The sequence below is a fragment of the Hwanghaeella sp. genome, from assembly GCF_965227365.1.
Classification (GTDB): Bacteria; Pseudomonadota; Alphaproteobacteria; order UBA8366; family Aestuariispiraceae; genus Hwanghaeella.
On sequence record NZ_OZ245754.1, the window covers coordinates 5042996 to 5064382 of the forward strand.

General features: G+C 59.9%; 17 protein-coding genes. 9 read left to right on the top strand and 8 right to left on the bottom strand.

All coding sequences use genetic code 11. The features are described from left to right. Positions 1-116: 116 nt before the first annotated feature. Both ACQK2G_RS23210 and ACQK2G_RS23215 read left to right on the top strand, forming a co-directional pair. The gene (locus ACQK2G_RS23210) at positions 117-587 is read left to right on the top strand and encodes a low molecular weight protein-tyrosine-phosphatase (protein WP_425407418.1); all 471 of its coding nucleotides are present in this window, start codon (positions 117-119) and stop codon (positions 585-587) included. Beyond that, positions 584-1441: a fructosamine kinase family protein gene (locus tag ACQK2G_RS23215; RefSeq protein WP_425407419.1), complete on the top strand. Its 858-nt coding sequence runs from the start codon at positions 584-586 to the stop codon at positions 1439-1441. The genes ACQK2G_RS23210 and ACQK2G_RS23215 overlap by 4 nt, the downstream gene beginning before the upstream one ends. A 36-nt stretch (positions 1442-1477) precedes the next feature. On the opposite strand, the gene thpR is transcribed toward ACQK2G_RS23215, so the two are convergent. After that, the gene (gene thpR / locus ACQK2G_RS23220) at positions 1478-2044 is read right to left on the bottom strand and encodes an RNA 2',3'-cyclic phosphodiesterase (RefSeq protein WP_425407420.1); all 567 of its coding nucleotides are present in this window, start codon (positions 2042-2044) and stop codon (positions 1478-1480) included. Between the two features lie 108 nt (positions 2045-2152). Continuing rightward, entirely contained in the window at positions 2153-3211 is a 1059-nt protein-coding gene (locus ACQK2G_RS23225) for an aldo/keto reductase (protein WP_425407421.1), read from the bottom strand. A 251-nt stretch (positions 3212-3462) separates the two neighbouring features. On the opposite strand from ACQK2G_RS23225, the gene ACQK2G_RS23230 reads away from it, so the two are divergent. Continuing rightward, entirely contained in the window at positions 3463-4341 is an 879-nt protein-coding gene (locus ACQK2G_RS23230; protein WP_425407422.1) for a hypothetical protein, read from the top strand. 14 nt (positions 4342-4355) lie between these two features. Here ACQK2G_RS23230 and ACQK2G_RS23235 read toward each other — a convergent pair whose 3' ends face one another. Further along, positions 4356-5510 carry an FIST signal transduction protein gene (locus ACQK2G_RS23235; protein WP_425407423.1) on the bottom strand — a complete coding sequence of 385 codons (1155 nt, stop codon included), beginning with the start codon at positions 5508-5510 and terminating at the stop codon, positions 4356-4358. A gap of 79 nt (positions 5511-5589) precedes the next feature. Then, a complete protein-coding gene (locus ACQK2G_RS23240) occupies positions 5590-6306 on the bottom strand; it encodes an arylesterase (protein WP_425407424.1) in 717 nt (238 codons plus the stop codon). A gap of 22 nt (positions 6307-6328) precedes the next feature. Between ACQK2G_RS23240 and ACQK2G_RS23245 the strand changes: the two genes are divergently transcribed. The 5 genes from ACQK2G_RS23245 (at position 6329) to ACQK2G_RS23265 (ending at position 12667) form a co-directional block, all read left to right on the top strand. Further along, a complete protein-coding gene (locus ACQK2G_RS23245) occupies positions 6329-7078 on the top strand; it encodes an ABC transporter ATP-binding protein (RefSeq protein ID WP_425407425.1) in 750 nt (249 codons plus the stop codon). Between the two features lie 18 nt (positions 7079-7096). Then, positions 7097-9619 (top strand): ABC transporter permease, encoded by a 2523-nt coding sequence (locus ACQK2G_RS23250; protein ID WP_425407426.1) that lies wholly within the window; start codon positions 7097-7099, stop codon positions 9617-9619. A gap of 236 nt (positions 9620-9855) precedes the next feature. Continuing rightward, the gene (locus tag ACQK2G_RS23255; RefSeq protein WP_425407427.1) at positions 9856-10599 is read left to right on the top strand and encodes a Bax inhibitor-1/YccA family protein; all 744 of its coding nucleotides are present in this window, start codon (positions 9856-9858) and stop codon (positions 10597-10599) included. Positions 10600-10760: 161 nt separating this feature from the next. After that, positions 10761-11669, top strand: a complete 909-nt coding sequence (ilvE, locus tag ACQK2G_RS23260; protein ID WP_425407428.1) for a branched-chain-amino-acid transaminase — start codon at positions 10761-10763, stop codon at positions 11667-11669. 23 nt (positions 11670-11692) lie between these two features. Further along, positions 11693-12667, top strand: a complete 975-nt coding sequence (locus tag ACQK2G_RS23265) for an NAD(P)H-dependent flavin oxidoreductase (RefSeq protein WP_425407429.1) — start codon at positions 11693-11695, stop codon at positions 12665-12667. On the opposite strand, the gene ACQK2G_RS23270 is transcribed toward ACQK2G_RS23265, so the two are convergent. The 3 genes from ACQK2G_RS23270 to ACQK2G_RS23280 form a co-directional block, all read right to left on the bottom strand. After that, positions 12645-15071 carry a TonB-dependent siderophore receptor gene (locus ACQK2G_RS23270; RefSeq protein ID WP_425407430.1) on the bottom strand — a complete coding sequence of 809 codons (2427 nt, stop codon included), beginning with the start codon at positions 15069-15071 and terminating at the stop codon, positions 12645-12647. The two genes, ACQK2G_RS23265 and ACQK2G_RS23270, sit on opposite strands and share 23 nt — an antisense overlap. Positions 15072-15166: 95 nt before the next feature. Beyond that, positions 15167-16165 (bottom strand): FecR family protein, encoded by a 999-nt coding sequence (locus ACQK2G_RS23275; protein WP_425407431.1) that lies wholly within the window; start codon positions 16163-16165, stop codon positions 15167-15169. 167 nt (positions 16166-16332) lie between these two features. Then, positions 16333-16842, bottom strand: coding sequence for a sigma-70 family RNA polymerase sigma factor (locus ACQK2G_RS23280; protein ID WP_425407432.1), 510 nt, complete (start codon positions 16840-16842; stop codon positions 16333-16335). A 323-nt stretch (positions 16843-17165) separates the two neighbouring features. Here ACQK2G_RS23280 and ACQK2G_RS23285 point away from each other — a divergent pair, with 323 nt between their 5' ends. Beyond that, positions 17166-19859 (top strand): bifunctional acetate--CoA ligase family protein/GNAT family N-acetyltransferase, encoded by a 2694-nt coding sequence (locus ACQK2G_RS23285; RefSeq protein WP_425407433.1) that lies wholly within the window; start codon positions 17166-17168, stop codon positions 19857-19859. A gap of 13 nt (positions 19860-19872) precedes the next feature. Here the strand turns inward: ACQK2G_RS23285 and ACQK2G_RS23290 are convergent, their stop codons facing one another. Then, positions 19873-21123, bottom strand: coding sequence for an NAD(P)/FAD-dependent oxidoreductase (locus tag ACQK2G_RS23290; protein WP_425407434.1), 1251 nt, complete (start codon positions 21121-21123; stop codon positions 19873-19875). Between the last annotated feature and the right edge of the window lie 264 nt (positions 21124-21387).

Sequence of the window (21387 nt, forward strand, 5' to 3'; positions counted from 1 at the left end):
CGGGGCTTCATTGAACACATGGTAGCGGCTGGTTCCGACTTGGCAAAGGCCATGCCGCGCCGTAGTTGTATTTTTGGAATGGTCTATTCTCGCCTCGAAACCGCGGGAGGGATTTGATGCAGGTTCTGTTTGTATGTACCGGAAACATCTGCCGGTCTCCCACGGCGGAGGCCGTGTTTCGCGACAAACTCGCCAAGGCGGGGCTAAGCGAGGCGATAAAGACCGATTCTGCGGGAACCGCTGGATGGCATGCCGGCGAACAGCCTGATCCACGTGCGCAGGCGACAATGAAGAAATACGGCATCGACTTCACCGGTGTGCGTGCCCGACAGTTGCGAGCCAGTGACTATACCGAATTCGATCTTCTCCTGGCGATGGACAACGGGCATTACGAGCACTTGCTCGCGAATGCGCCGCAAGGCGCTGGAGACAAGATCAGGATGTTCCTGGAGGTCGTCGACCTGGATGGGCTGACCGAGGTGCCGGATCCCTACTATGGCGATATCAACGACTATGAATTTGCGTTCGGCCTGATCGAGCCTGCTTGCGAGGCCTGGGTCGAGCAGGTGAAAACCGCGGTGCGGTGACGCCGGATCAGAAAATCCGTGTCGAGCAGGCCGCCGGTTCGCGGGTCGTACACCTATCTCCACTCACAGGCGGTTGTTTGGCCGAAGTGCTTCGGGCCGATCTTGAGGATGGCCGTTCGCTTGCCGTGAAGGCCGGAAAGAAAGCCGACCGGCTGGATATCGAAGGCCGATCTCTTCATGCCTTGGGGGAGGGGGCCGGTTTACCTGTCCCGCAAGTGTACTTGAACGATCCCGATTTGCTGGTGATGGCGCTCCTGCCGAACGACGGCAGATTGGACGCCGTGGCACAGGAAAATGCTGCCCGTTTGATCGCCGCCCTGCATTCAATGCCGCAAGAGTTCTATGGATTCACGGAGGATACGCGAATAGGTCCTCTCACCCAACCGAATACCAGATCGAAGCAATGGGTCTCATTTTTTCGCGATCAACGGCTTTTGTCTATGGGGCGGGTTGCGCTGGAGCGCGGGGGGCTGAGCGCCCCCGTTTATTCGGATTTGGAAAGAATGGCTGCTCGCCTTGACTCCCTTATTGATGAACCCGCCTATCCGTCGCTTTTGCATGGTGATCTTTGGGCAGGAAACGTGCTGACGTCCGACGGCCGGATCATGGGGTTTATCGATCCTGCCATCTATCAAGGTGACGCGGAAATGGACCTTGCCTTTTCAACGCTGTTCGGGACGTTCGGGAATCGCTTTTTCGATGCCTATCGCGCTATCCGGCCCTTTGACTACGCAGGTTTCATGGACGTCCGGCGCGACGTTTACAATTTGTATCCATTGCTGGTTCATGCGGCCTTGTTCGGCGGGGGATATGCGAATTCCGTTTCCCGCATCATCCGCAGAGTCGTCGGTTGAATGAGTACTGGCCTGGTATCTCCTAGTCGGGGTCCTTTACCAGACCAGTTCCCTTAAAGGGTAATCCGCCTCCGGTGTGTATATTGCTCCAGAATGGGAAAGAAAGCTGGAATAGAGGATGAACTCATCCGCCGGAAAGGCCGGCACATTAAGCCATGACCGTTCGGCACAATATCGTTCGACATAATCGACGCTGGCGCCTTTCAGCCGGGCCAGGGTCACATGCGGCATAAACTTCCGCTCTTCCGGTTCCAACCCGACACGGACGCAGGCGGATTCGATCTTGCGCTGAAGATGAAGCAGGCCGTCCGATTTCTCAACGCAGGCGACTATGGCGTTCGGTTTCTTCTTGGTACCGAACCAGCTGATGCCTTTCAGTTTTACCTCAAAGGCATCCGCCTGGACGCGCAGCAGGGCGTCATGCACGTCATCGGCTACATGTTCGTCGACATTGCCGACGAAACGCAGGGTCAGATGGTAGTTTTCCGGTGGAAGCCATCGGGCGCCAGGAACACCGTTGCCGAGCCGTGACAGTGTATCGCGAACAGATACCGGCAAAGGTAACGCAACGAACAGGCGGATCATGTCGTCCTCCCGCGTCATGGGACTATGAGATCCAGCCTAACCCGATTCATTTCTTCGCATAGCAAAAAAATGGTCCCGGACGATGGGCTCGACCGGGACCGGAAAATGCGACCGAGAGAGTCCCCCCTACTCGGACGTCGGAACCGGTGTTGCGCGGTGGGTGGCCTCGATCTCTTCCAAGATGTCGTCGGACAGTTTCAGGTCGGCCGAACGGATACAGCTGGCAAGCTGCTCGATCGACGTGGCACCGATGATGTTCGAGGTGACGAAGGGTCGGTCGTTGACGAAGGCAAGCGCCATCTCGGTCGGATCCAATCCGTGTTTGCGGGCGATGGCGACATATTTGGCGGCTTCTTCCATCGCTCGTGGTTTCAGGTAGCGCGGAAAATAGTCCGGGAAGAGTGTCAGTCGCGCACCATCCGGCCTGGCGCCGTCTAGATATTTGCCGCTCAACGCGCCCATGGCCAGCGGTGAATACGGCAACAGACCGCATTTCGCGCGAATGGAAATCTCCGCCATGCCGACTTCGTAATTGCGCAGAAGAAGATTGTAGACGTTCTGGACGGATTGGATGCGCGGCAAGCCTTTCGTCTCGTGCAGCTTGAGCATCTCCATCACGCCCCATGGCGTTTCATTCGATACGCCGATATGCCGGACCTTGCCCGCCTTCACCAACTCATCCAGCGCACTCAATGTCTCCTCAAGGGGGATCGGATCGTCTTCCGGGTCGTGCTCATAGTTGAGTGTTCCGAAGGTATTGGTTTTCCGTTCCGGCCAATGCAATTGATACAGATCGATGTAATCGGTCTGCAGCCGCTTGAGGCTTGCATCGCAGGCTTCCAGAATCGATTGCCGGTCCAGTCGGGCCTCGTCCTTGTGCAGATGCGGGCGGACCCAGGGAAACCGGGTCGTGCGGCCGAGAACCTTGGTGGCGAGGATGACCTGCTCGCGTTTCCCGGTTTTCGCGAACCAGGTCCCGATGATCTCCTCGGTCCGTCCAAACGTCTCTTCCGAAACCGGCGTGGAATACATTTCCGCGGTGTCCCAGAAATTCACGCCATGTTCCAGCGCGTAGTCCATTTGGGAATGGCCTTCCGCTTCTGTGTTCTGCCGACCCCAGGTCATGGTGCCGAGGCAGATTTTGCTGACGGAAAGGTCGGTCGTGCCGAGAAGGCGCATTTCCATGGGATTTGTCCTGTGATGAAGAGGGATTGGATGTTTCGGAAGGCAGCGGATGATAGTCATGGTTTTTCCAACAGCAAACCCCCATCGGGTCAAGGTGCGCCACCTCTTGTTGCGCCGCGCCCGAATACGGTAAGACATGCTCGGAATCCGGAACAATGCGGCGCCTGAGCGGATATCGCCGCGGAAATGCCGGAAGTATGGGGCAGATCAAGGCCATGCCGATCGAGGGCGGCACGTTAGAGTGAGGACCAATGCCTGAGAACCGCGCCTATTTCGTACTCTCCGCCGGACGCTCCGGAACTCAATGGCTCACGGATTATCTGCAGCGCAGTTACGATGACGTGATTACCGCCGATCATGAACCTGCCCTACCCGGTTTTCGCGTTCGGGATTTCCACAATCTCCCCTATGACCGGGAACGCGTGGATCAGATCGGCCCGGTGCGGCATCATTTCGATTACATCGGACGCGTGCTGTCGGACCGTCCGTATATAGAGACGGGATGGCCGTCCAGCAGGTTGGTGACTTATGCTGCGGACAGGTTCCCGGGCCGCGTGCGGGTTCTGCAACTGACCCGAAACCCGGTACAGAACGCCATGTCCTTGGCGGCGCAAGGCATGCACGGATCACCGCAAGCGGAAAACGACGACGCCTTGAGCACGCAGCTGGATCCTCTGGCCGCCGGTTGCCGATGGCGGCCGACGGACAACGAATGGCGCGCCTGGACCCCTTACGAACGCTGCCTCTATCAATGGTACGAGTTGCATGCTTCGGCTCAGGATCTCCAGGCACTGGTTGGTGAAAGCAATTTCCTGCATCTGCGTTCGGAAGACCTGTTCGCCGGCAGCGACGATGCCTTCGATGCCTTGCATGATTTCCTCGATCTCCCACGGCGGATATCCGGTGAGGCGGCAGCCGGACGGAAGGTCGACCGTTTCCAACGCTATGCCGATGATATCCCGGATTGGCACCTGATCCTCAAACACGATCGAGTCGTTCGACTGGCCGAGGGCATGGGCTATAATCTCGATGTCGTCGATGACGAGTCCTTGAAAGCGCGCTACGGGCAGACCTGGGGCAATTACCTACGCCGCCGGCTTGGCACGCTGAAGAAGAAGCTGGCGCGTTAGGGTGACCGAATCCGTTACAGGAAGATCGCCAGCACGCCTGTATAACCGTAGAGGCGATCGCTGCTGATTTCCCCATTGGCGAAGAAGCCAATGATGGGAAAGCTGCCCAAATGGCGTTCGATCAAATCCATCTCGGTATTGTGGCGGGAAAACTGGTTCGGGCCACGCGCGGCGCAGGAGATATAGATGCCGCCCCGGATTGCCTTGCCGCCGGCCCGGCGTTTTAGGTCCTGCAGCATGCGCTCCATATCCTCGACCGCGGTCTCGGGATCCCGCTTGCAGAACATGAGCTCGTCCCCGGCGGAGACGGATTCTCCAATCGCGATTATCTCATGATTGAGGTCGATGCCGATCAGGTTTCGGACAAGATAGTCGCCCGTATCCGACCCCTGGACGGGCAGGGCCGTGAAGATCCGTCCCGATATCTGCTGTAGGTCATTGGCCAATTCCGGCCCGATGTCCCGTTTCATGACCTCCAGCGCCGGTTCGCCGTCGAGCGAAAAGATCACGTGCCCTTCCGCCGCCGTTACGCGGTGGCATTCACCAACCGGGCAGCAGCCCTGACTCAGGCCGGTCTGCATCGCGACCTTGGCGGGGGAGAGCATGACACCGCTCAATCTCCGAGCGACGCCATCGGCGATCTGGGCGCAGGCACCCGGCATCGCGTTGAGGCCGCCGAAAAGATAGCCGCCACTTTTCTGTGCCAGGCATTTCAGGTGATTGGGCAGGTCGCCCATCGTCGGATCGCCATGGGTCAGGATCAGCGGCAGCATCGCGGCATCGATCCAGTCCCTGTTCTCCTCGATCACGGAATCGATGCAATCGCCGCAACCGTCCTTCACATTGAAGACCCGGAAAGCGTCTTCCGGTATGGGCATCAACAGGGCAGCCGCGGCCGGTTCCCCGAAGGCTTCGGTACGGCCCGCACAGATGCCATAGCCGACGGCGCCGACCCAATGGGGGACGCCGGTCGTCTGACGCAAAAAGACCTCGATTTCCGCGAGGTCCTTCTGAAAATGTTCGGTCAGGTAGATGACGCCCAACCGGTGCTGCTGTTCGACAGGCCCCAGTTGCACGAGGATATCGGCAAGCGCGTTGCGCCAATCGTCGCGCTTGGCGACGCCATAACGAAACGTTCCGGAACAGGACTGCGGGGCATCATCGGTCATGGCAGATAAACTAGCCCCGTCCGCGGATCTTTCCAGACTTGTCTGACAAGGATTTCCGATGCAGTCGGAATTCTCGACCTCAAACGCCCTCTCCGAGCGCTTTCAGGACATAGGGCATGATGCGCTGCACGATGACGGCGACGCCATCGGCATTCGGATGGATGCCGTCATCCTGGTTCAAACCCGGGTCGGCGGCGACACCATCCAGAAAGAACGGATAGAAAACCGCGTTCGGGTATTTTTCCGCCAAATCGGGAAAGACCGCGTCAAACTCTTCGGCATAGTCCTTGCCCAGGTTGCGCGGTGCCAACATACCGGTGAACAGGACCTGCGCGCCGGATGTGAGTGATTTTTCCAGAATGGCGTCCAGGTTCTTGCGTGTCTGGGCCGGTTCGAAACCGCGCAAGCCGTCATTCGCCCCCAATTCCAAAATGACGAGATCCGGATTGTCCGCGAGGGCCCAGTCGATTCGGTTCGCGCCGCCGGCGCTGGTATCCCCGGAAACCCCGGCGTTGATGACTTTCGCCGGATGTCCTGCATCCGCCAATGCCCGGGAAAGCTGGGACGGGAAACTGTCTCCTTGTGGCAGACCGTAACCGGCGGTGAGACTATCGCCGAAAGCCAGAATCACTGTCTCGCCGCTGGCCAAGGCGGCATGCGGGGCGGCTAAAAGGCTGGCAAGGAACAGAAAAACCGAGGCAAGCCGGTTGAACTGGCCGCGTATACCGCCATATCGACTAGGATTCGTGCTGCGGTGCCGAAAAGGACCGCGGCCAGTTTTTGGTTTGGATCTCACATCAACGCTCCGGAATACTGCCATGACCCTATCCGATTCCGATGAACCGACTGTGGCGCAGGCCCGCGATACGATCATCGCGCTCAAGGATCTGCGCCTTACACTTGGGTCGGAAGCGGGAGAGGTCAACATCCTGCGCGGCATCGATCTGACTGTCGGGTCGGGGGAGACGGTGAGCATCGTCGGCCCGTCCGGCTCTGGAAAGACGTCCATGCTGATGGTGATCGCCGGGTTGGAGCGCGCCTCGGGCGGCCAGGTGACCATTGGCGAAAAGGACTTCACCAGGTTGAGCGAGGATCAACTCGCCCTGTTCCGTCGGGACAATCTGGGCATCGTTTTTCAGAGCTTCCATCTGGTCCCGACCATGAGTGCATTGGAGAATGTCGCCATCCCACTGGAGCTGGCCGGTCGCCGTGACGCGTTCGACCGGTCCCGTGCCTTGCTGGAAAGGGTCGGGCTGGGGCATCGCCTGACACATTATCCGGGTCAGCTCTCCGGCGGGGAACAGCAGCGCGTGGCGCTTGCCCGCGCCTTCGTCGCCGAGCCGAAACTGATTCTGGCCGATGAACCGACCGGCAATCTGGACGCCGGGACGGGACAGCAGGTGATCGATCTGATGTTTGAGATGTCCGATCACCAGGATACGACCTTGATGCTGATTACCCACGACCCCGCATTGGCCAAGCGCTGCCGCCGTGTCGTCCGCATGGGCGACGGTGTGATCGAAGAGGATTCGATCAGCAGCGACGCCGCGCGCCAGGCCGCAGAATAGAGCGGGGAAGGTATCCGGATGTCTTCCCTTGCCCTCACCTATGCCCGCCGGGAAATGCGCGCCGGTTTGAAAGGGTTTCGAATTTTTCTGGCCTGTCTCGCCATGGGCGTCGCGGCGATTGCCGGGGTCGGGTCCGTCTCCACCGCGATTGTCGAAGGATTGCGCCAGGATGCGAAAGTCCTGCTGGGCGCGGAAGTCGACTTGCGCCTGACGCATATCCGTGCGGCGGAAGACCAATTCGATTGGCTTCAGCGCAACAGCGACCGGTTGTCCGAAATGCTTCAAATGCGGGCGATGGCGGTGCGGGCGGACGGCGCGTCCCGGCGGCTTGTCGAGTTGAAGGCAGTGGATTCCGCCTATCCGCTGTACGGCAAGGCGGAACTGGCGGACGGTTCCGAACTGCAGGCGTCGTTGGCGCAAATCGAACCGGGCCTGTTCGGGGCGGCGGTATCGCCACGCCTCATGACCAGGCTCGAGTTGAAGATCGGCGACCGGTTCAGGATCGGTGACGCGAATTTGCGGGTGACATCGGAACTCGTTTCCGTTCCCGATCAGGGTAGCCAGGGGTTCGAACTGGGCCCGCCCGTTTTGATCTCCATGGCGGCGATGGAACAGACCGGATTGATCCAACCGGGCAGCTTGATCCGGTATCATTACCGCGTCGACCTGCCGGAAGGGGCGACTGCGGAAAGCTGGATGGACAGGGTCAAAGCCACTTTCCCCGATGCGGGTTGGCGGATCCGATCCGTCGATAACGCGGCGCCGAACATTCAGCGGTTCGTGGATCAGGTGAGCCTGTTCCTGACCCTGGTTGGATTGACCGCGCTATTGGTCGGCGGTGTCGGCGTCGGCAACGCGGTCCGCGCCTTTCTCGGATCGCGCACGGGAACCATCGCGACCCTGAAATGCCTCGGCGCGCCCAGCCGTCTCATCTTCTCGACCTATCTGATCCAGGTTATGGCGCTTGCCGCTGTGGGAATCGCGATCGGTCTGGCGATCGGGACTTTCGCGCCGATGGCCGTCGGACCGCTGTTGGAAGGTCGCCTGCCGGTGGCGGCCAGAATCGGATTCTACCCGCAACCGCTCCTGATCGCCGCGCTTTTCGGGGTGTTGGTGACGTTGATATTCGCACTGTTGCCCCTGGCGCAGGCCCAATCGGTGCCGGCCGCGACGCTGTTCCGCAATTTGCTGACGCCGGTGACCAGCCGCCCTTCGCCGCGTATCTTGGCCATGCTGGCGGGCGCCGGACTGCTGCTTGCGGGGATCGCGGTTCTGACCGCTCAGCGCCCCTTCATTGCCGTCGTCTTCGTGCTGGGCGCGGTTGGAAGCCTTGTCGCCTTCCGCGTGGCCGCCTGGGGCGTGATGCGGCTGGCCAAGGCCCTGCCGCGGCCGCGGGGCGCGAAACTGCGCCTGGCACTCGCAAACCTGCACCGGCCCGGCGCCCCGACCGCCAGTGTCGTCGTTTCCCTCGGGCTCGGCCTGACGGTGATGGCGACGGTCGCCCTGATCGAGGGCAATCTGGCCAATCAGTTGAACAACACGTTGCGCGGTGAGGCGCCCGGTTTCTTCTTCATCGACATCCAGCCTGACCAGATCGATGAATTCGACGATCTCGTCAGCGCCTTCCCGACGGTGACCCAGATGGACCGCGTGCCGATGCTTCGTGGCCGGATCACCGGCATGAAGGGCGTGCCCGCCGACCAGATCGACGCGCCGCCCGAAGAAGCCTGGATCCTGCGTGGCGACCGCGGCTTCACCTGGTCCCGGACGCCGCCCAAGAATAGCGAGATCACGCGCGGTGAATGGTGGTCTGAGGATTACAGCGGCGAATTACTGGTGTCCTTCGACGATGAAGCGGCAATCGCCTTCGGTCTGGATATCGGCGATACGATTACGGTCAACCTGTTGGGTCGAGAATTCGAAGCGAAGATCGCCAATCTTCGGCATATCGACTGGACCAATCTGGGCATCAATTTCGTCATGGTGTTTTCTCCGGGCATACTGGAGAAGGCGCCGCAGACCTATCTTGCGACAGCTTATCTGGACGATTCGCAGGAACCCGCCCTGGAAGCGGCAGTGACGAACCGGTTCCCGAATGTTTCTGCGGTCCGGATGAAGGAAGTCCTGGAAAGCGTGGACGAAATCGTCGGCAATCTGGCCGTTGCCGTGCGCGCGATCGCGGCGATTGCCATTGTCGCCGGCGTCTTGGTTCTGTCCGGCGCAATCGCGGCCGGGCATGCACGCCGGGTCTATGATTCGGTCGTGCTGAAAGTTCTCGGCGCCACTCGGCGCGACATCGCGACCGCCTTCCTGATCGAATATGGGCTGATGGGCCTGATCACGGCGGTGATCGCCGGAATTGTCGGGTCCATTGCGGCTTATGGGGTTATCACCTGGGTGATGCGAGCGGAGTGGATATTCGTGCCATGGGCAATGGTTTCCACGATCCTGCTCTCCGTCGCGATCACGATCGCGGTCGGCTTGGTGGGAACCTGGGTCGCCCTGGGGCGCAAGGCGGCGCCTCTGCTCAGAAACGATTGAGCGCCTCTTTCTTGTCCCGGACTGCCCGTGTTGCTCCAGGAGCAAACTGCAATTGCACCGTATTTTGCTTATAAAATGCTGAGCAGTGGATTGAATTTGTAACCTTTCATGCCAATATTGGGTGGGAAAACCGGATTAGGGACCGGGCGGCCGACAAAGCCGCCTGCATTAGGTATCCGAATGCCGGCAAAGAATGAAAACAGGCAACTGACAAACAACAGGACTGGGTAGAGAAAATGGCTTTAGATCCGCGCGCTCGCGCAACGACTATCGAGCAAGTCGGCACCCGCGCAGACTTCGACGAGGGTCTGCGCAAGTACATGCTGGGGACCTACAATTACATGGCCCTCGGCGTCGCCTTCACGGGCGTCATGGTTCTGGCCATGGCGAATATGCCCGATTTGATGGTGACCCTGGCGGTCGGCCCGATGAAATGGGTACTGTTCATCGCCCTGATCGGCATGGGCTGGTTCTCCCCGAAAATCATCACCATGAAGAGCAATGCTGCGGCCCAGGCCTTCTATTGGGTCTATTGCGCGCTTTGGGGCATCATGATTTCCCCGATGGTGGCGTTCTTCCTGCAAACGACCGCGGGAACGATGGATGTGGCCCGGGCTTTCTTCATCACCGCGGGCATGTTCGCGGGCGCCAGCATTTTCGGTTACACGACCAAGAAGAACCTGTCGGCGATCGGCCGGTTCGCGCTGCTCGCCGTGATCGGTATCGTGATTGCCGGCCTGGTGAACGCGTTTCTGGTGCAGAGCTCCCAGTTCGCGCTGTTGCTTTCCTTCGGCACGGTGCTGCTCTTCGCGGCGATCACCGCCTGGGAAACGCAGGACATCAAGAACATGTACTCGGAGCATTACGGCCATGATCAGGTTGCCCGTCTGGCAATCTTCGGCGCGCTGCGCCTGTATGGCAGCTTCATCGTGATGTTCATTCACATCCTGAACATTCTGGGTGTGATGCGCAGCGAGTAATCGGCGCTTCCAATACAGTATCAAGGCCCGGGCATCGTCCCGGGCCTTTGCTTTTCCGGCCCATTTTGGGCCCTTTGCTTTTGCGGGCGATGCGCTAATCTCGGTGCCGCCGCATACTGATTAGCCCCCAGCACTCTTCATCTCGAAGAAAGGACGTTCCCATGAGCAACCCGACCCATGCCTGGCTCGACGGCCTCGTGAAATGGGAAGACGCGACCTGTCACGTCTCCTCGCTGGCCTTCAAATACGGCGCAGCGGTTTTCGAAGGCGTGCGTGCCTATTGGGATGGCGAACGGCAGGTCCTCAACGTCTGGCAATTGGATGAGCACCTGAAGCGCCTGGAATACAGCCAGCGCTTCATGCGCTATGAACGGATCATCACCGCGGAGGAGTGCCGGGACGCAATCATCGAATTGCTGAAGGCGAACGGCTTCCGCTCGAATGTTCATATCACTGTGACGGCTTTCCTGTCGGGCCCGGGACAACCCTTCCTGTGCGCGCCGGTTTCGCTGGCGGTCACCGCGATGGCGCGCGGGGATTATTCGACCGATGGGCTGGATGTACAGGTGTCGAGCTGGCGCCGCTCGCCGGACAGTTCCCTGCCGCAGCGTGTGAAGGCGACCGGCAACTATCTCAACGGTCGGCTTGCCTCGGTACAGGCCAAGGCGGACGGCTATGACACGGCGCTGATGCTGACCCAGTCAGGCAAGGTTTCGGAAGGGCCCGCCATGTGTTTCTTCATGGTGCGGGACGGCGTTGCCGTCACCGCCGACAAGCAGTCCGACATACTGGAAAGCATCACACGGGCAACCGTGATCACTCTGTTGGAAGAGGCCGGTGTGCCGGTCGAAGAACGGCCCATCGACCGGTCGGAACTGGCGGCGGCGGATGAAGCCTTTTTCTGCGGCACGGCCTGGGAAATCGCGCCGGTCCGGTCGATCGATCGATTGATGCTGCCGAAAGGCTCACCGGGACCGATCACGGAATTCCTGAAGACCCGTTTCGCCGCTCTGACGACCGGAGTGGACGACGGCCATCCGGAATGGCGGACGGAAGTCGAAATACCGTAAAGGCGAAACGACGGGGGAGCACCATGGCGCTGAAAACCAAGCTGACCGAATTCCTCAACATCGATCATCCGGTACTCTGCGCGCCGATGGCCGGAGTGACCGGCGGAAAACTTGCTGCCGCGGTCAGCGAGGCAGGCGGTTTGGGGCTGCTTGGCGGTGGATATAGTGAAACCGATTGGGTGATGCGAGAGATGCGCGAGGCGGGGAACAGTCGCATCGGCGCGGGTTTCATCACCTGGGCCTTGGATGCGAACCCGACCCTGCTGGACGACGTCCTCGAACACTCGCCGGCCGCTGTCATGTTTTCCTTCGGCAGCGTCGAACCCTATGCCGCGACGGTGAAGCGGGCTGGCGTGGCCCTGATCTGCCAGGTGCAGTCGGTTACGCAAGCACGCGAGGCCGCGGCATTGGGGGCCGACATTGTCATCGCGCAGGGAACCGAAGCGGGCGGACATGGGGCCGCGCGGGCGACGCTGCCCCTGGTGCCGGCCGTTCGGGATGCCTTGCCGCAGGAGGTCATCGTCGTGGCGGCCGGCGGGATCGGCGACGGCCGCGGCCTGGCCGCGGCGCTGACACTGGGGGCGGATGGCGTGCTGGTCGGTACCCGTTTCTATGCAACCCGGGAGTCCTTGGCGCCGGAAGAAGGAAAGAGGCGTCTTGCTGCGGGCTGCGGCGATGAAACCTATCGCGGATCGGTCTTTGACAAGGCGCGCGGGATCGCTTGGCCGGCGCCGTATGACATCCGCACTTTACGCAATCGTTTCATCGATCATTGGGCCGCTGAGGGCCTGGAGGCCATGGATGACGATCTCGGCGCAATCCAGGCAGACTATACCCGGGCTCGCGAGGCCGGCGACATGGACAAGTTCGCGACAATCGCGGGCGAGGCTGCGGATCTGGTGAACGACATCCCGCCTGCGGAGGATGTCGTTACCAGAATGGTTCAGGAAGCGGAAGACGCGCTGTCGCGCGCGGCTACCATGTCATTCCCAAGGTAGCCTTGACGCTGCGTGCCTCGCCGGCGGTGCAAAACACGGTTCCGCTGCGCAGGAAGCAGGATCCGACATATTCCTCATCCAACAGGTTATGGACGTTGAGCCCGACGCGGAGTTGTCTCCAATTGTAATGAAGGCTGGCGTCGAAGACTGTGTGGCCGGGGGCGGAGACGGTATTGGCGTCATCGGCGAAACTGGCGCCGCGATAGCGAACGCCCGCTCCGAAACCAAGACCTTTATAATCGCCGTTCTGTATCGTGTAATCCGCCCATAGCGAGGCGTATTCACGCGGCACGAACTTGATCTCCTTGCCGACAATGCTGTTGTTCACGCTTTCCGTGACTTCCGTCTCCAGAAATGTCAGCGCGCCGGTCAGATCCAAGCCAAAATCCAGACTTGCCACGGCTTCGACTTCGATCCCGCGTGACCGTTGTTCGGCTGTTTGGACCTGCAGGAAGGTGGCGGGGTCCGTTTCCAAATCGTTCTGGCGGGTCAGATCGAAGGCGGCGACGGTGATGAAACTGTTATAGCCGGGCGGTTGGTATTTCACGCCAACCTCGTATTGCTGACCGGTTTCCGGCTTGAACGGATTGCCGGCTGCGTCGGTTCCGATCGACGGAAGGAAGGATTCCGAATAGCTGGCATAGGGGGCGAAGCCGGAATCGAACAAGTAGACCAGGCCGCCGCGCCAGGTGAACGCCGTATCCCGTTGAGTGGATTTGGCGCCGGTAAGGTTGTTCAACGTCTCGGACCGGGCGCGATCGAAGCGGCCGCCCAGATTGAAGCGCCAATGATCGCCGAGTTCGATTTGATCCTGTGCGTAGAGACCCAATTGCGTCAGTTCCGTTTCGTCGTCCTTGAAAGGCTGAGGGATGCTGACATGTCCGCCGTAGACGGGGTTGAAGATATCCAGGTTGGGGGCGGCGCCGAAACGCTGTTCGGATTGAAGGCTGATATACTGAATATCGATCCCGCCGAGCAGGTTGTGTTTCCAGGTCTCGTTCCCCAGTTCCCAATTCACGCGGGTATCCGACGTTACGCCGTCCAAGTCTCCCAGATTGGCAAAATATGCCCGGGTGATCGTTCTGCTATCCGCGAGCAGGCCGTTGGCGAAAACCACTTCGTCGTCCAGGTCGACATAATTGTACCGGACCGTATGAAAGAGGGAGAGATCCCGCGTGAAATCATGCTCCAGTTCGTATCCCGCTTCGTAGGTGTGGCGATCGTATTTATCTACGTCCGGCTCGCCGACGAACCGACCGATTGGAACGCTGCCATTGGGGTTATCGGTAATGGTGCCGGAACCGGGAAGCGACTGCGAGTTCCTCGTACTGTCATGCTGATAACTTGTCAGCAGCGTCACTTTGGTATCCTCGCCGATAAAGGCGGACACCGTCGGCGCAATGAATTCACGATCGTCCTGCAGGAAATCGATTTGCGTATCGCTACGGCGGAAAAGACCGGTCAGGCGGAAGGCGGAGTCTTTCTGATTCGTGATGGCGCCACCCAAATCGAATTTTCCTTGAATTCGGGAAAAGCTTCCCGTCTCAATCTCTCCGGTAATCAGACGGGTGGTGCTCGGACGTTTGGAAACGTAGTTGACCAATCCGCCCGGCGCACCTTGCCCATACAGGACGGAGGAGGGACCGCGCGGCACCTCGACTCGTTCCGCGCCCCAGGGATCGGGATTGTAGCTGACGGCGAAGCCGGGGTTGCTCAACAGCATGCCGTCCTTGAAGAAGCCTGTTGTCGCGGCTTCAAGCCCACGCAGGCGCATGTCGACATAACGTGGCTCGTAGCCGAAGTTTTCCGAGTCGATACCCGGCGTGTAACGCAGTGCTTCCGCCATCCTGTTGACGTTCTGCGAGTCCATTTTGTCACGGGTGATCACGGAGATGGACTGCGCGGTTTCGATTAACGGCGTGTCGGATTTCGTGCCGCTGCCTGCATTTTCCGCGACGTAACCGTCTACGGGTCCATAGGCGGAGTCGATTTTTCCTTCGACTGTGACAGGGCTCAACAGCGTTTCGCTGTCGCCTTCCGCTGCTCGTGTCAGCGTGACCGTATCGGCGCCGTCGATTCGATAGGTAATACCGGTACCGTTCAACAGAATGTTCAGGGCTTCATCAGCGGTCATCTTGCCGTCGACCCGACCGGAGTCGATCCCATCGACGACCGTTCCGTGAACCGACACCTGATAGCCGGATTGTTGCCCGAAGATCGTTAAGGCCTGGGCCAGAGGCATTTGTGGAATGTCGAAGGGAATGGCCTCCCGCGATTGAGCCAGTTGCGCCGTGGAGGCCGCGGCTTGGTGCGGTGCGGTGCCAACGCAACCCGCCGCGACGAAAGCGATCACTGCTGCCCTGGCGGCTTCCCTAAAGTCTACGATTCCCAGGTATTGCTTCATTCTCAGTGCCCCCTTTTAAAGCAAAATATGCGAATGAGTAGCAATCGCAATTACAGTCAAGGGACGCTAACCTGGGTGGTTTGTTCAAAAAAATTTCAGGAAACCGAGATGACGAGCAGCCAGGGCGTAATCCTATAGACCTTCGCGCCTTGCACCATCGCGACTGCGCGAAGTGCTTTTTCAGGATCTTTCAGATCGTAGACACCAGTTATCGGTTGCCGGGCCAAAGCGCTGCCTTTCAAAAGGATCGCGCCTTCAAACCAAGGCCGCAATGCGTCGACGACTTCGTCGACCGTGCCATTTTTGACCAATAACTGGCCCTTCGCCCATGCGGCTATCTGGTCCCGCCGAATGTTGGAAGACAGACTTTCACCAGCCCCCTTTAGCTGGATACTGTCCCCAGCCGTCAAGCGTGGGAAGGGTCGTTCGTCCGCCGTGTCACGGACATTGACCGAGCCGTGACGGACGGACACTTCAACGTCATCGCCTTCCCTGGCCACTTCGAACTCGGTGCCCAGCACGGTAACAACTGCGTCACCGGCCCTTACGCGAAACGGCCGCGTGCTGTCCGAGGCAACGGAGAATAGTGCTTTACCGGACAAGAGTTCGATCTCTCTGTCGCGCGGCGTCATGGAGACCGAAATGCCGGTTTCTGGAGCCAAGGTAACGGACGAGCCGTCGGCCAATGAGGCATTGCCGATCCGGCCTGTATCGGCAAAGTGATCGGCCCGAATCCTCGTCTCGATATCCGTAACGAAAAGAAGTGCGACGCCCGCCGCGACCGCCGCGCCAATGGCGGCGCCGAATGTCAGGCGCCGCCGTTTCCCGTCGCTTCGGTTTCCGGATCGGGTTTCCGGCAGCTTGGAAAATTTTCTGGCACTAGCGGGCTCGGTTGCTGCCCATTTGGCATGATATGCAGGAACGGACAGACCAATCAGGTCATACACCCGCACCGCCGCCTCCCATTCCTCCTGACGATTAGGATCAGCAGCGATCCAGTCCTCGAATTGCCGATGCAAGGCGCGGTCATTCGGGCTTTCCTGCAGCGCTACGAGCCAATCTCCGGCTGTCGCAAAGTCAACTTGGGGCGGCATTGCGTTACGGGATTCCCTGCGTCATGCGGCGAATTTGCTCCGGGCATTGGTCGGAATGGAAGAGACCTGCCCCGAGATAGTTGATCATTTCCTGATCTAATGACGCATTCAAATCGGGGATGTTCAAATATTCCTCCATTGCCTCGGCCGATGACCTTTCTTGTCCCTCAGGTCCGCATCAGACGCTGACGGCAATGATCTACGCTTTCCGCGACCAGCGAATGGGCGCGACCGGTCGAAACGTTCAGTCGGTCCGCGATCTGTCGGATCGTAAATCCTCCAAAACGATGCATTTCCAAAGCTATACGGTGGCGCTCCGGAAGTTCTTCCAAGGCTTCCAGCACAATTCGAAGGTCGTTCCTTTTCTCGGCACTTTCCTCGGGCGAAGGCTCGATGCTTTCCAGGCTCTCCACTTCGGCACTGGACAAATTGGCATTGCCACGAAATCCGCGTGCGTCCCGCCTTACCCCATCCAGGGACAAATTTCTGACGATTCTGTACAGATAACCGATCGGTTCTGTAACGGTCCGGGACCGTTCGGCTCTTTCGAAACGGATATAGGCTTCCTGGACCACGTCCTCCGCGTCGCCGCGGTCGCCGACGATCGTGCTGGCATAGCTGATCAGTTCACCGCGATGCGCCATGAAAAGCGCCAACGGGTCCGTTTCGCGTGACAACTGTATGGCCGCTCCGGTCGATGGGAAGCGCCGTGAGGACAAGGCGCGGTATTCAATAAAATGCGAATAAGTCGCAATATAAGTTACTTGCCGTTATGCAGGATGACAATAGTCGTGCGTCCCGCGTTGGCCAGGTGGAATTGGATAGTCTATTGTGCGATGCACAATGCATATCCTGGCGCGCCGTTCCGCCTATTCCAATCCGCCGAGCGCGCGGGATCGAGATATCCTCGAGGGCGTTCCTTACGTCGAAAAGACGAAAAACAGTAAAGTAGTTGTGGCAGTGTCGATCGATAATTCCGTGATGAGGGGCAAAGTCCGACATGACCATTCGCAATCTTGATCCCATCCTGGCACCCCGTTCGATTGCCTTGATCGGCGCGTCTCCGAAGGAAGGGTCCGTTGGCCGGATTGTATTGCGGAACGTCGCTTCGAACGGGTTCAAGGGAAGAGTCTATCCGGTTAACCCGAAGCATGACGTGATCGACGGGATAAAATGCTATCGCGACATCAAAGACCTGCCTGAAGCCCCTGATATCGCCGTGATCATGACGCCGCCGAAGACGGTTCCGCGGGTCGTGAAGCAACTTGCCAAACTTGGAAACCGGACGGCGGTCGTCCTGACGGCGGGGCTGAACGACAGCAACGGCCTGCGCCAAAAGATGCTGGATGCCGCAAAGCCGAGCCTATTTCGGGTTATTGGCCCGAACACGGTTGGCATGATGGCGCCGCATGTCGGGCTCAATGCCAGTTTCACTCATATGGCACCGATGCCGGGCAGACTGGCGCTTCTGTCGCAGTCGGGCGCGATCGTCACGGCATTGATAGATTGGGCCGCGGACCGGGACGTTGGCTTCTCACACATCGTATCCCTGGGGGATATGGCGGATGTGGACATGGCGGATTGCATCGACCTATTGGCCATGGATCGGCAAACCAAGGCTATTCTTCTTTATTTGGAATCGATTCCCAATCCGCGGAAATTCATTTCCGCCGCGCGGGCCGCCTCTCGCCTCAAGCCGGTCCTGGCGGTGAAGTCAGGCCGGCACGAGGCAGCGGCCAAGGCGGCGGCGACGCATACCGGGGCGTTGGCCGGGTCCGATACCGTGGTGGACGCCATCCTGCGGCGTGCGGGCGTGGTTCGGGTGAAGGATTTGGACGATCTGTTCCTGGCCGCGGAAACCATCGAACATTTCTCCTCGATCCCGGATATGCGCGTCGGCATCGTCACGAATGGCGGTGGGGCAGGCGTCCTGGCGGTCGACCAGATGATGGATTATGGCGGCGACCTCGCCGAGCTCGGTCCCGAGACCATCGAGGCGCTGAATGCGGTTCTGCCGCCGACATGGTCCAAGTCCAACCCGGTCGACATCATCGGTGATGCCCCGCCGCAGCGATACAGGGACGCCGTTTCCATTGTCGCAAAGGATCCGGGCGTTGACGCCATCCTGGTCATGAGTTGCCCGACCGCGCTCGCCTCGCCGATCGAAGCGGCGCAGGAGATCTCCAAAATGGTGGAGAAGGGAATGATCAACCGGAAGCCGGTCTTCGGCTGCTGGTTGGGCGAGCATTCCGCGAAAGGCGCGCGGCATGTCCTGCGCAAGGCAGGTGTCGCCAGTTTCGACACGCCGGCCCAAGCGGCTGAAGCCATGAGTTTGCTGGAAAGCTGGACACAGTCGCAACGGTTGCTGACGCGTGTACCCGCCTTCGGGCGCGATGAACCGACCGGAGACAAGGACATCGTCGCGGGAATTTTCGAGAAGGCTGCCGCGGAGGGCCGGTCGATTCTGACGGAGTCCGAAGCGAAACGCGTTTTCTCCGCCTATGGTGTTCCGACGCCGCCCAGCCTCGTCGCCGGCGATGCGGAAGAGGCCCGCATGGTAGCGGAGGAACTGCTGCCCGGGCATTCCCGCTTGGTGGTGAAACTGCTTTCGAGGGATGTCACCCATAAGACCGATGTCGGGGGCGTGGCCCTTGGACTGAAGTCGGCCGACGCGGTCGCCCGCACGGTTCAGGATATGACGGACAAGGTGACGAAGGCGCGGCCCGAAGCCCGGATTGACGGTTTCATGATCCAGCCCATGGTGTCGTTGCCCGATTCCAACGAGTTAATTATCGGTATGAAGCACGATGCGACCTTTGGGCCGGTCATTCTGTTCGGTGCCGGCGGAACGGCGGTGGAGATCCTGAAGGATACGGCCATCGCCCTGCCGCCTATCGACGACGTGCTGGCCGGCGACTTGATCGACCAAACGCGTATCGGCCGCCTGTTGGCGGGGTATCGCGGGCATCCGCCGGTCGACCGGGCGATGGTGATCAGGATGATCCGGGCTGTTTCCAGCCTTGTGGTCGATTTCCCCTGTGTGTCGGGCATCGATATCAACCCCTTGCTGGTCAGCGGCGAGCACGCCCTGGCACTCGATGCGCGGATCGTGATCGATACCGATCGCGTGGACGAGCCGGGCCCCAACCCGGACCTTGCCATGCGCCCCTATCCGAACGATTGGACGAAGCGCATTACGCTCGACAATGGTACGAAGATGGTGCTGCGTGCGATCCGCCCGGAAGACGCGGCGCTCTATCCGACCTTTCTGGACAAAACCTCGACGGAAGATATCCGGAACCGGCTTCTGACTTCCGTCTCTCGCCTAACGGATGCGGAATTGGTGCGCCTGACCCAGTTGGACTATTCACGCTCAATGGCATTCGTCGCCATCATCGACGACGAGGGGGAAAGCAAAGGCGAATTGGCCGGCGTGTCGCGTCTGATGGCGGATGCGGACCACGAACGTGCCGAATTCGGCCTCATCGTGCGCGGCGACCTGCAGGGGCACCGCCTCGGCTGGGCTTTGCTGGAACACCTGATTTCCTACGCAAAGGCCGATGGCCTCGCATTCATCGACGGCGTGACGTTCAAGGAGAACGCGCGCATGCGTCAGATGTGCACGGAGTTCGGTTTCACGCAAAAAATGTCAAAGGACGCACCGGAACTGGTGGAACTCCTGCTGAAGCTGTGAGGGGGTGCTCTTTCTACCCATCGGTGGAGGAGATTGCAGTCCCCGCCGCCCAGCCGGACGACCAGGCCCATTGAAAATTGTAACCGCCGAGCCAGCCGGTGACGTCGACGACCTCGCCAATGAAATATAGGCCGGGGACGGTTTTCGATTCCATGGTCTTGGAGTTCATGCCATCCGTATCCACGCCGCCCAGGGTCACCTCCGCCGTACGGTACCCTTCGGACCCGGCCGGCATCACCTCACGCGATTGGATCGAGGCGGCGAGATCGGCTAGGACCTTGTCGGAGATATCCGCGATGTTCCCATCGGTCAGGCCCGCCCGCTCCGCAATTGCTTGGGTAAGGCGCTTGGGCAGATGGTCCGACAATACGGTTGCGACATGGCGTTTTCCGTTTTCCCTCTTTTGCCGTTTCAATTCCGTGAGCAGGTCGAGATCGGGCCGGAAAGACAGCGTGACCGGTAGGCCTTCCCGCCAATAGGAAGAGATCTGCAGAACCGCGGGGCCGGACAGACCGCGATGGGTGAAGAGGATCGCTTCCTCGAAGCGCGCGTTGCCATAGGCACCGCCTGAACAGGCGAGCGCGCCGTCGCAGGACAGGCCGGATAGGGATTTGAATTCCTCTGTTTCAACGGGGCCGAAAGTGAGCGGCACCAAGCCCGGCCGGGTTTCCGTCACGGCATGCCCGAAATGCTCCGCGATGCGATAGCCGAAGCCGGTTGCGCCCATTTTGGGGATCGACTTGCCGCCGCAGGCGACGACCAAATTCCGGCAGGATACGGGAATGCGTTTTCCGTCCGTCTCTAAAACCAGGGAAAAGGCGCTCCCCGTTTTGGAGAATTCCACGAGGCTGGTTTCCAGCCGGAGTATTGCTCCCGCTTTTTCCATCTCGTCGCGGAGCATGCGGATGATGTCCTGGGCGGACGTATCGCAGAAAAGCTGCCCCAGCGTCTTCTCGTGGTACGGAATCCCATATTGCCGGACGAGGTCGATGAAATCCCACTGCGTATAGCGTTTCAGGGCGGATTTGCAGAAATGCGGGTTCAAGGACAGGAAACGGTCCGGAGCGGCTTCCAGGTTGGTGAAGTTGCAGCGACCGCCGCCGGAGATGCGGATCTTCTCCCCCGGTGCCTTGGCATGGTCGATTACCAATACGGCTGGCCCCTCCGGCCGTGCCGCGTGAACAGCGCACATCATCCCGGCCGCGCCGGCGCCGATAATCACGGTGTCGTAGTTGGGATTGAAGCCCAGTCCTGTGCCGTTCATAGCGGTGCGATCCCAATGTGTGCCCGGTGTCTTGATGACCATGACCGGACCGACAAGGCAAGGATGCACTGACCCGGGCCTTCCGAGTGGCCGCAGGGCTTGCAAAGCGCCGCGCGCTCCCGTATATCCCCGCGGTCGCGCGAGGGCATGGCCTTCGGGCGGTATTGTGTATGCGGTTGGTGAGGCCGGTTGGGTATGCCTCATCGCCGATCGAGAGATCGCCGGACCCGGCTTCTTCACCGGTTATCCGGCCCCCACCCGAAA